Source organism: Grylomicrobium aquisgranense, from assembly GCF_033971865.1.
Lineage (GTDB): Bacteria > Bacillota_I > Bacilli_A > Erysipelotrichales > Erysipelotrichaceae > Bulleidia > Bulleidia massiliensis.
The window spans coordinates 50,688-61,046 of the sequence record NZ_JALBUR010000005.1 but is presented as its reverse complement, the minus strand read 5'-3'; the positions used below and the strand labels follow the sequence as shown (position 1 = coordinate 61,046).

10 protein-coding genes are annotated in these 10,359 nt (G+C 47.7%); 6 read left to right on the top strand and 4 right to left on the bottom strand.

The features are described from left to right. Nucleotides 1–79: 79 nt before the first annotated feature. From MOZ60_RS03425 to MOZ60_RS03400, 6 genes are read left to right on the top strand one after another with little or no spacing between them, the layout of a single operon-like run. The gene (locus MOZ60_RS03425; protein ID WP_370595648.1) at nucleotides 80–1,102 is read left to right on the top strand and encodes an LTA glycolipid anchor biosynthesis glycosyltransferase, IagA/BgsA family; all 1,023 of its coding nucleotides are present in this window, start codon (nucleotides 80–82) and stop codon (nucleotides 1,100–1,102) included. Nucleotides 1,103–1,122: 20 nt separating this feature from the next. Next, complete coding sequence (locus tag MOZ60_RS03420; protein ID WP_277009324.1) at nucleotides 1,123–2,238, top strand: lysylphosphatidylglycerol synthase transmembrane domain-containing protein; 1,116 nt, start codon at nucleotides 1,123–1,125, stop codon at nucleotides 2,236–2,238. Next, nucleotides 2,235–4,232, top strand: a complete 1,998-nt coding sequence (locus tag MOZ60_RS03415; RefSeq protein ID WP_370595647.1) for a glycosyltransferase — start codon at nucleotides 2,235–2,237, stop codon at nucleotides 4,230–4,232. The genes MOZ60_RS03420 and MOZ60_RS03415 overlap by 4 nt, the downstream gene beginning before the upstream one ends. Further along, the gene (locus MOZ60_RS03410; protein WP_370595646.1) at nucleotides 4,225–5,169 is read left to right on the top strand and encodes a 3'-5' exoribonuclease YhaM family protein; all 945 of its coding nucleotides are present in this window, start codon (nucleotides 4,225–4,227) and stop codon (nucleotides 5,167–5,169) included. The genes MOZ60_RS03415 and MOZ60_RS03410 overlap by 8 nt, the downstream gene beginning before the upstream one ends. Nucleotides 5,170–5,174: 5 nt before the next feature. After that, a complete protein-coding gene (locus MOZ60_RS03405; RefSeq protein ID WP_277009321.1) occupies nucleotides 5,175–6,491 on the top strand; it encodes a Mur ligase family protein in 1,317 nt (438 codons plus the stop codon). After that, nucleotides 6,482–7,228 carry a type 1 glutamine amidotransferase gene (locus MOZ60_RS03400; protein ID WP_108774068.1) on the top strand — a complete coding sequence of 249 codons (747 nt, stop codon included), beginning with the start codon at nucleotides 6,482–6,484 and terminating at the stop codon, nucleotides 7,226–7,228. The genes MOZ60_RS03405 and MOZ60_RS03400 overlap by 10 nt, the downstream gene beginning before the upstream one ends. Nucleotides 7,229–7,252: 24 nt before the next feature. Here MOZ60_RS03400 and MOZ60_RS03395 read toward each other — a convergent pair whose 3' ends face one another. The 4 genes from MOZ60_RS03395 to MOZ60_RS03380 form a co-directional block, all read right to left on the bottom strand. Next, entirely contained in the window at nucleotides 7,253–7,756 is a 504-nt protein-coding gene (locus tag MOZ60_RS03395; RefSeq protein WP_277654938.1) for an NUDIX hydrolase, read from the bottom strand. Further along, nucleotides 7,756–8,151 carry an HIT family protein gene (locus MOZ60_RS03390; RefSeq protein ID WP_370595645.1) on the bottom strand — a complete coding sequence of 132 codons (396 nt, stop codon included), beginning with the start codon at nucleotides 8,149–8,151 and terminating at the stop codon, nucleotides 7,756–7,758. Before MOZ60_RS03390 ends, MOZ60_RS03395 begins: the two co-directional genes overlap by 1 nt. 124 nt (nucleotides 8,152–8,275) lie before the next feature. Then, nucleotides 8,276–9,229: a peptidylprolyl isomerase gene (locus MOZ60_RS03385; RefSeq protein WP_277008393.1), complete on the bottom strand. Its 954-nt coding sequence runs from the start codon at nucleotides 9,227–9,229 to the stop codon at nucleotides 8,276–8,278. Continuing rightward, the gene (locus MOZ60_RS03380; RefSeq protein ID WP_108774064.1) at nucleotides 9,229–10,284 is read right to left on the bottom strand and encodes a peptidylprolyl isomerase; all 1,056 of its coding nucleotides are present in this window, start codon (nucleotides 10,282–10,284) and stop codon (nucleotides 9,229–9,231) included. Before MOZ60_RS03380 ends, MOZ60_RS03385 begins: the two co-directional genes overlap by 1 nt. Between the last annotated feature and the right edge of the window lie 75 nt (nucleotides 10,285–10,359).

The following is a 10,359-nucleotide window of genomic DNA, read 5'->3' as shown; positions in this document are numbered from 1 at the left end:
TAAGCGTTTGTAAAAGACGATGGGTTTCCATCGTCTTTTTTTGCGTTATGGGCAGATGTATAATATGTATGGTGATTGCATGAAGATTTTACTGTATTTCGAGAATCAGAATATGATCAAGATCTCAGGCATGGGACGGGCTTTCGAGCACCAGAAGCTTGCTCTGACATCACAGCATATTGCTTATACAACGGATCCATGGGATACGGATTACGATATTCTGCATATCAATACCTATATGGCTAACAGTGATGCCATCATCCGCAGTGCAAGAGAAAACGGCAAATGTGTCATCTACCATGCCCATTCGACAGAAGAAGATTTCAAAAACAGTTTTCTCTTCAGCAATCAGATTGCACCATATTACAAGACATGGCTTGTCAACCGGTACAGCCAGGCAGATGCCATCATCACACCGACACCATACTCACGTTCTCTGCTGATAAAGTATGGGATCACACTGCCGATTTATGCTGTGTCTAATGGTATCGTGCTGGAGCGCTATGCCTATGACTATGAGAAGGTGAAGGCATTCCGGAAATATTTTTCACTGGCTGATGATGCCAAAACGGTGATTGGTGTTGGACTGCTGTTTCAGCGCAAGGGGCTGCTTGATTTTATTGAAGTCGCAAAAATGCTGCCACAGTATCAGTTCATCTGGTTTGGTGATATCAATAAACTGATTATTCCACGTGAGATTACGGAGGCGATGGAAAATGCACCGGAGAATGTAATATTCCCGGGATATGTCAAAGGTGCAATCATAGAAGGGGCCTATGCGAGCGCCAAGTGTTTCTTCTTCCCATCTTATGAGGAGACAGAGGGGATTGTTGTATTGGAGGCACTGGCGGCCAGATGTCCGATGCTTGTGCGTGATATCGGTGCCTATGATCCGTGGCTGCAGAATGGTAAAAATTGCTGGATGGGACATAACAATGCCGAGTTTGCAGATCTGATTGCCAAAATCGTGGAACATCAGGTTCCTGATCTGACAGATGCAGGCTATGAAACGGCAAAGGAACGCAGTATTGACCGCATTGGTGTTCAGCTGAAGCAGGTCTATACCAGGGTTCTGCAGGCGGCTGGCAAACCAGTACACTGAAAGGTTAGCAGATAAGACATATGAAAACTAACTTGAAAAAGGTTCTCAAAAGTCCTGTTTTCAATTTTGCATTAATCATCGGCCTGACTGTCCTTGTCCTGTGGTTTTCTCTGAAAGACAACGGCCGTGAAATTCTCAGCATGATCCGCGGTGCCAATAAATGGCTGCTGGTTTTCATGCTTGTTCTGATGGTCCTGGAACGCTGGATTGATGGCTGGGGCCTGTCTCTTGAAGCAAGAATTTTCAAGAAGGACTACAAGGTCAGGCAGGGCTTCGTGGATGCCTATACAGCATCTTTGTTCAATAACATTACGCCAAGTGCATCCGGCGGTCAGTTTGCCCAGATCTATATCTTCCGCAAGCAGGGGCTCGATGTCTCCAGTGCCATCAGTGTGCTCTGGATGGATTTCATCAATTACCAGACAACCATGAGCGTGTTTGTCCTGGTTCTGATACTGCTGCGGTTTCCATACTTCTATGGACACTATTCCCAGTTCTTCCTTATTGTCATCTTTGGCTTTATTGTGAACAGTGCATTGATCTTTGCTCTGTGGGCATCCGTCAAATTTCCACGGTTTTACCGCTGGCTGACAACCACAGGGTTTAACATCGGCATACGCATGCATCTGATCAAAAACCGCGATAAAGCAAAGCAGAAACTGGATGAACAGCTGGAACGGTTTGAAAAGCAGATTGACATGATCAGCTGTGACAAGAAGATGATCTTTCTTGTTGCACTGAGCAATCTGATCCGTCTGCTCATGTATTACAGCATTGCTTTTATTGCGGCCAGAGCACTGCATTTCCAGCTCAGCTGGAAGCTGTATATTGATACGATTGCACTGAGTTCCTTTGTTGCCATGGTCAACGCCTTCATGCCTATGCCGGGCTCTGCCGGCGGTACTGAGGCAACCTTTGTCCTGATGTTTTCCACGATTTTCGGCACTACCAAGGCAAAGGCAATCATGATTCTCTGGCGTGTAATTACCTATTACTTTCAGACACTGGTTGGGGCTGGTATTTATCTGTGGGCAAGGATGCAGCCGGTCGTGATTCATGATAATATGCAGGAAATACCGGCGGAAACTGAAACCAATGGTAAAATAGAGCAGAAATCCAAGGAGGAAGAGCGATGAGAATCGGTCTGTTTACAGATACCTATCCGCCCGAGATCAACGGTGTTGCCAACAGTACATACATCCTGCGCACACAGCTTGAAAAGATGGGCCATGAAGTTTATGTCATCACAACCAATTCCTCTGGCAAAGTAGCATCTCACTGGGAAGATGACGGCCATACACTGCGGCTGAAAGGAGCAGAACTCAAGTTCCTCTACGGCTATGTGGCAACGTCACCTTTTCATTTTCTTGCCCTGCAGGAAATACGCAAACTGAATCTGGATATCATCCATGACCAGACCGAATTCGGGGTAGGCATCTTTGCCCATATCTGCGCCATGCAGTTAGGTATTCCGCTTGTGTCCACATACCATACAACCTATGAAGACTACACGCATTATGTCAATTTCATCCATTCCAGAACGGTAGATTCCTATGCCAAAAAAGGTGTTGCCAAAGTATCACGCCTGTATGGCGATGCTTCCATCTCCGTCATTGCGCCATCCCAGAAGACAAAGGACATGCTGATTGGGTATCATATCCGCCGTGATATTGATGTGATTCCTACCGGTCTGGATCTGGATGAATTTCATCCATCTCTCCATGATGCTCGCAAAACAGCTGAAATCCGGGCAAAATTTGGCTTTTCTGCTGATGATACCGTAATTGTATCAGTTGGCCGCATCGCCCAGGAGAAATCTCTGGATGTCGTCATTCAGGGATTTGCCAATGCAGTCAAAGCAGGATTGTCTGTCAAAATGCTGATTGCAGGGGATGGCCCTGACTTTGGCCGCATGAAACAGATGGCTGCAGATCTTGATCTGGAGAAGGATATCGTCCTGGCTGGTGCTGTACCCAGAAAAGACATTCCGTCACTGTACCGCGCCTGTGATCTGTTTGCGTCTGCTTCACTGAGTGAGACACAGGGCATGACATTTATTGAAGCCCTTGCATCTGGTCTGCCATTGCTGGTGCGCTATGATGAAGTGCTGCAGGATCTTGTCAGCGAAGGGGAAGACGGCTGGTTTTTCAAAGATCCGGATGACTTTGTGACCAAGCTGAAAGTGTTCCTTTCTTTGTCAAAAGAACAGAAAGCGAAGATGACCGTTTCTTCCCTGAAACATGTGGAGCCTTACAGTGCCCGGATTTTTGGCGAAAAAGTGTATGCTGTCTATGAAAAAGCCATTGAAATGTATCATGATGTCAGCACAATCGATGATGTACAGGTAAAAGATTCCTTTGTGCAGCTGTATCTGATCAATGGCCGCAAGGAAGAGCTGCGTCTGCAGGTGACAATGGATGACTATGCCAACCTTGGTCTGCGCAAAGGCGGTACAATTGCCAATACGACCGTAAAACACCTGCAGGAAAAAGAAGCTGGTGTCAGGGCATACCAGGGCTGTGTGCGCCGGATTGCGATCAAAGACCGCACCCGCAAGGAAGTGTATGACTGGCTGAGTCAGGAAACGCCATGTGATATTACGACGATTAATAAGATCGTTGAGAAGCTGGAGAGCAGGGGCTATATCGATGATGAGCGCTACTGCCGTGATGCGGTTCACAGCATGCGTGCTTCGTTAATGGGTACAGACCGGATTGTGCGCAGTTTGATGAATAAGGGACTGCCTGCCGCCCTGGTCCACCAGGTGATCGGGGAAGAACCGGATACATCCATGGAAGACTGCATGCTGGCAGCACAGAAAATGGCTGGCTCGATGAAACATGACTCGATCCGGAAGATGAAATATACGCTGTCTGGCAAGCTGGTCCAGCGCGGCTTTACCCGTGAGCAGGCAGAAAGAGCGATTGCATCGCTGGATCTGGGCCGTCAGGAAGAACGGGAAATGGACAATCTCAAGCACTGTGCAGCCAAAGCAAAGCGCCGCTATCAGAGCAAATACAGCGGCACAATGCTGCGCAACCGGGTATTCCGGTACTGTGCTGCCCAAGGCTATGACGGTGATGATATTTATGCCGTCATGGATGGAATGGAGTGGAATCAGGATGACTAAAATCAAGGATTTTAAACCGCAGGAGCGCTATGCAATTCCCCTGCTGATCAAAGATGTTAAAAATGGAACAACGAATAAAGGCGCAGCGTATCTTACCATTACAGTGGCAGATAATACCGGCATGATCGATGGTAAATTCTGGGATGTCAAGCCAGAGGATACAGCTGTTATCCATGTCGGTCATGTAGAAGAAATCTCCTTTGAAGTGCTGGATTACAAGAACAGCCTGCAGCTGCGTATCAATCATGTGCAGGATCTGGACCAGTCAGCAGTGGATCTGGAGTCATTTGTGGCCGCAAGTACCAGGCCGCTTGCAGACCGGCAGGCAGAGGTCAAAAAGTTTGTTTACAGTATTCAAAATGAAAACCTGCGCAAACTTGTGGTCGGTGTTCTGCGGATGACAGCAGACAAATACTTTACATACCCGGCTGCTTCTAAAATTCATCACAACTTTCTGGGCGGTCTGTCTGAGCATTCTTTGTCCATTGCCGAAATGTGCGAGGGAGTATGCAAACACTATCCCCAGCTGAATCGGGATCTTCTGATTGCCGGGGCATTGATTCATGATGTTGGCAAGACCATCGAAATGAGCGGACCGATCACAACAGAATATACACTGCAGGGACGCCTGGAAGGCCACATTTCCATTGCCAATGGGATTCTCAGTGAAGTAGCAGACTCTCTTGGCCTGGAAGGCAGTGAGGAAGCTGCGCTGCTGCACCATATGATCCTGAGCCACCACGGTCACTATGAATACGGTTCACCGGTACTGCCGATGGTGCAGGAAGCGGAAGTATTGTCTTTGATGGACAATCTCGATGCCCGTATGAACACACTGAAGCAGGCACTGGATTCTACCGCTGCAGGAAACTGGACGGGCAAACTGTTTGCCCTGGATAACAGGCAGTTCTATAAACCAACACTGAAAAAGGAGTGATGCATATGGATATGCGGCTTGCACTTGTGAAAGGTGTCTCCTCGCTGCTGAAAAAGGCAGGCAGGGGAGGTTCTTTTCCCGGCACCCTGGCACTCAGGATGGATCCGGATTTCATTGCCCGTTTCCAGATGCCGGAAATTGTCATTCTGGTAACCGGCACCAATGGTAAAACAACAACCCAGAATCTGATTGCCCAGTCACTGCGCGCAGCCGGCCTGAAGGTCATCAACAATGCCCGCGGTGACAATCTGAATGTGGGAATTGCCTCTTTGCTGGCAGCCAACAGTGATATGCATTACCGCATCAAAGCAGATGCTGCGGTCATTGAAGTCGATGAGCTGACCCTGTACCGGCAGTTTTCCCATCTGCATCCCACTGCACTTGTCGTGACTAATTTCTTCCGGGATCAGTTGGACAGAGCAGGAGAAATGGAAACGATCATCCGGAAAATCATGGCTGTCACAAAGGACTTTACCGGGGATCTCATCCTCAATGGCAATGATCCCAATGTTCTGCGAATCGGCCTGCATGCAGAAAAAGCCAGAAAACATTACTTTGCCGTAGACCGCTGCTCCATTTCACAGCAACAGACCAATGAGGCAAGTGAAGGCAAATTCTGCCCGGTCTGTGGAAATCGTCTGCACTATGAATACTATCAGTATTCCCATATTGGAAAATTCTGGTGTGAACATGATGGGTTTGGCAAAGTGCCATATGATATTGAAGTTACGGATATTGACTTCCAGCATGGCACCTTTACTGCAGACGGCAATTCCTACAAGTCGTTTGTCAATACGATTTACGGTGTGTATAACTGTGCTGCTGTATTAACGGCGCTGAAGGTGTATCATATTGATCCTGCCTGTGCCAACAAGGTTTTTGGCAGCTTTGTGATGAAAGAAGGCCGCAATGAGCTGTTCAAGCTGTCTAAGCCATGCATCATCAATCTGGCCAAGAATCCGACGGGTACCAATGAAGTACTGAAGTATATTCTCAGCCGCCCCGGTGACAAGAACATTCTGATTCTGCTCAATGACAATGACCAGGATGGACATGATGTGAGCTGGATCTGGGATGCTCATTTTGAACGGCTGAATGTGCCGGAGGTAAAGATGATTGTCTGCAGCGGTACACGTGCCTATGATATGGCTCTGCGGCTGAAGTATGAAGGTCTTGAGGACCGCATACATGTGGAAGAAAATGCCGAAAAAGCTGTGAAATGGCTGGATGATGCCAATCTGGACAGCTATGTGATCTCTACGTATACCGCTCTGCACAGTACCAGGGCACTGCTTGCAAAGGAGGCACAGAAATGGAACTGAGAATTTTGTGGATGTACCATGATCTGATGGACCTCTATGGTGATAAAGGCAATGCTGAAGTACTGCGTGTAAGAACGGAGAAAAGAGGTATTCAGTGTACGATTGATACGTGCACAATCGGTGAGAAAAGAAATATTCCGGATTATGATATCTTCTTCATGGGCGGCGGTGCTGACCATGAGCAGGAATTGATCTATCACGATCTTGTCCAGCGCAGGGATCAGATTGCCGCTGCCATGGATGCGCATACGGCATTTCTGCTGATCTGCGGCGGATATCAGCTGTTTGGAAAGTATTACCGCGATCAGGATGGCGGTATGATCCAAGGCCTTGGCTTCTTTGACTACTACACGGAGGCGAGTGACCGTGACCACCGCTGCATCGGCAACATTGCCATCCAGGCAGCGATGGATGGTGAAACCTTTGATGCCGTTGGTTTTGAAAACCATGGCGGCCAGACCATGCAGGTATCCACCCCGTTTGGAAAAGTATTAAAAGGCCATGGCAATACATATGACGGCGGCTGGGAAGGCTTTGTCAATGATGATGTCCTGGCTACATATATGCATGGGCCGCTGCTGCCAAAGAATCCTAAGATCGCGGATCATATCATTGCCAGAGGCTTAAGAAAACGGTATGGCAGCGTGAAGCTGGCTCCGCTGGATGATACACTGGAAAACAAGGCAAGAGATGTGATGCTGGAACGGCTTGGCGTCAAAGAGAAGGAAGACAAATGAAAAGAGGACGATGGTCCTCTTTTTCTATTGCAGGAATGATGGCTGCGGCAGCGTAATTTGCAGGTTCTTCTTCAGCAGGTAATATTCCAGAATCTCCTGGTGGGTAATTGCAAACTGATAATCAGGCAGATCCTGAGGATCAACCCATCGCAGCTCAATGGAGCCTTTTCCTACTGTTGTTTCTGGGATTTCATCCAGATCTGCGAAGAAGGCAAACGAAACAATACGGTAAATATTGCCATCCAGGAAGGAAACGATACGGCTCGGATCATCAAATACCTTCAGCTCATTGAGCTGATCATGGTACAGATGAATGCCGGTCTCTTTGATTGCCTGGCGGATGGCACAGTCACGGAAGGTTTCAGTGTCATGCAGATCACCGGAGACAATACCCCAGCGGAAATTGTCTGCCCGCTGTTCCAGAAGAATCTTGCCTTTGGCACAGATCACCAGAGCAGAACCAAAGCGGGTAGGGCAGTTGGGATCCGGAGCAAAGGGATCATGCAGGTAATAGAGTGCCGTTGGCATTACCCCTTGACCTCTTTGAGTACTTCATCCAGATCCTGCGGTGCACTCTTGCCGAACGTGAAATGGCACGCATCATCCTTGCCATAGCGCGGAATGATATGCACGTGCATATGATCAACCGACTGACCGGCAGCCTCACCAGTGTTATTCAGAATGTTCACACCAATAGCGCCTGTATTTTTCACAATCTGGCGGGCTAATTTTGCCGTTACAGCCATGACACTGGCAACGGTCTTGTCATCTGCCTCCAGAATATTTCTGACATGCTTTTTCGGCATGACAATTGTATGCCCTCTGGTAACCTGAGAAATATCCAGAATCGCAATCACATTCTCATCTTCGTATACAACTTTTGATGGAATCTTATGGGCAATGATATCGCAGAATACACACATAATTCATTTCCTCCTGCCTTTTATTATAACATTCTGCCTGCGTGTTGATATGCATTCATGGCATATGAATGCCATCCGCGCAACAAAAAAACAGGAAGCGAAAACACTTCCTGTTAGATCATGCTCAATTGCTGGAAGATGCGGAAGCAGAAGCACTTGCACTGGCAGAGGAGGAAGCCTCCGCAGAAGCAGTAGATTCTGCCATATCCTGAACCAGATTATCAGGGTAGGATGCCTTGATCGCATTGTACAGCGTAATGTCATAGACATGGAACTTATACTTGCGGAAGTAGTATGTGGTCGCATCAGAGCTGACATTACTGATGGAAGACAGAGCAGAGACGATGTCATCATGCATGCTGTCTGTATCATTGCTGTCTACCTTGACCAGGTAATAGGTACTTCCATCAGAGCCTGTGACTTCATTCCAGCCGTCATCCGGCGTCAGGGAAGACAGAATCGCTCTGACCATGGAATCAAGGGAAGAAGACTGGGTTGTATAAATCTCTGATGTACCATCAGAAGAACTGTTGTGGTTGGAAGCCGCAGTAGCCGCATCGGATGTACCAGCCTTGAGCTCATCCAGAGCCGCATTGGCATCATCAAGACTTGTAAAAGACAGCACCGTTGCCTTGCAAGGCTTGTACATGCTGATCAGATCGTCCCACTTGGCTTCAATGTACTTGTCAGTCAGCTGGGAAGCGAGCAGAGAAGGAATCAGATAGTCATTCAGGTAATCATCCTCGCTCATGTTGGACTGTTCCAGATAAGAAGTGAAGGTGTCACCATACATGGACTTATATGTATTCAGTGTAGACTCGGCCTGGGCTTTGATGTCATCTGTAATTTCAACTTCCTGGGATGCAATGGTATTGGTCGCATTGTTGATGGCAGTGGAAGCACCGGCCATGTTGACCATCGTCTCATACACATTGCCTTTGGTAACTTTCTTTTTGCCAACCGTAAACAGGACGGTAGAACTGTCCTTCAGCTTTGCACTTGCATCTTTGCAGCCGGCAAGTGTCAGGGCCATTGCCACAGCGGCACTGGCAAGGATTGCTTTTCTCATTTTCAGCATCAGTTTGTACCTCCTGCACTGGCAGATGCCGATGCACTCGCAGATGCAGAAGCTTCAGGGGAAGCAGTTGCACTTGCATCAGAAGAATCATCTTCTACACCATAGGCAGCCTTGATCTCTTTCTCCAGATCATCGTTGCCATTGAAATCAATGCCAAGCTCCTGTGCCTTTGCCCAGATGGCAGTATTCTGCAGGGTTGTATCGTATGTTGAAACAAGAGATTCATACGGAGAGTCAACCTTGCCATTTGACTCGAGTGTATCTGCTGTAGAAGCATCACAGTAAATCTTGAAGTAGCCAAAGCTGCTGGACTTGACCCAGTCAGATGTCTCGCCCTCGTTCAGTGCAAGGGCAGCTGACAGGAATGCAGAATCAAGCGATGTTGTGTTCTTGTCGATGACACCAAGCAGGCCGCCGTTGCTGGCAGTGGAAGTATCTTCGGAATACTGGGTTGCCGCATCAGAGAAACTTGTGCCGCTGGACAGAGCCTGATCGACTGCATCCATGCGGGATTGCTCATCATCGGTTGGCGTATCCGTGACATTGCTGGAATCCGTGAACTTGATCAGGATATAGGATACTTCCCGGATCTGCAGATCATCGAAATGATTGGCAGCATATTCACCGGATACTTTGTTCAGCTTGATCTGGGTAATCAGATAGTCAGTCAGATCAGTGTAGCCGGTGGAAGCCAGATCGCTGGCCAGCTGGGTTTCTGAACTGGAACCATAGCTGGAACTGTAATTGGACTTGATGGATTCAGCCTGCGACTCTGCCTTTTTCTTGATCTCCTTGGTTGTCTTATAGGAACTGTCTGCCACAGCCTTCTGGAACAGTGACAGGGCAGCGTTGTTGCCGCTTGACTTGTACAGATCATCATAGAACTGAGAAGCCGTCTCATCGGTATCATTTACCGAATACACAACGTCTTCACCATCGGATGTCTTTCCTTTCAGTTTTCCCTTGTTCGTATCGTAAATGTAATACACACTGATGCATGCAAAAATCACAATGATCAGTGCTACGAACCAGTTCTTTTTCAAGAATTTGCCCATAGAGCCTCCTTTAATTCATTATGAAAAAAACGCTAGATCATTATAAAATAGCGTATATCTTTTTGCAATTTTGCC

Coding starts and splice junctions, on each gene's coding strand:
- MOZ60_RS03400 (WP_108774068.1), top strand. CDS start 6,482: ATGGAACTGAGAATTTTGTGGATGTACCATGATCTGATGGACCTCTAT.
- MOZ60_RS03415 (WP_370595647.1), top strand. CDS start 2,235: ATGAGAATCGGTCTGTTTACAGATACCTATCCGCCCGAGATCAACGGT.
- MOZ60_RS03390 (WP_370595645.1), bottom strand. CDS start 8,151: ATGTGTGTATTCTGCGATATCATTGCCCATAAGATTCCATCAAAAGTT.
- MOZ60_RS03410 (WP_370595646.1), top strand. CDS start 4,225: ATGACTAAAATCAAGGATTTTAAACCGCAGGAGCGCTATGCAATTCCC.
- MOZ60_RS03405 (WP_277009321.1), top strand. CDS start 5,175: ATGGATATGCGGCTTGCACTTGTGAAAGGTGTCTCCTCGCTGCTGAAA.
- MOZ60_RS03395 (WP_277654938.1), bottom strand. CDS start 7,756: ATGCCAACGGCACTCTATTACCTGCATGATCCCTTTGCTCCGGATCCC.
- MOZ60_RS03385 (WP_277008393.1), bottom strand. CDS start 9,229: ATGCTGAAAATGAGAAAAGCAATCCTTGCCAGTGCCGCTGTGGCAATG.
- MOZ60_RS03380 (WP_108774064.1), bottom strand. CDS start 10,284: ATGGGCAAATTCTTGAAAAAGAACTGGTTCGTAGCACTGATCATTGTG.
- MOZ60_RS03425 (WP_370595648.1), top strand. CDS start 80: ATGAAGATTTTACTGTATTTCGAGAATCAGAATATGATCAAGATCTCA.
- MOZ60_RS03420 (WP_277009324.1), top strand. CDS start 1,123: ATGAAAACTAACTTGAAAAAGGTTCTCAAAAGTCCTGTTTTCAATTTT.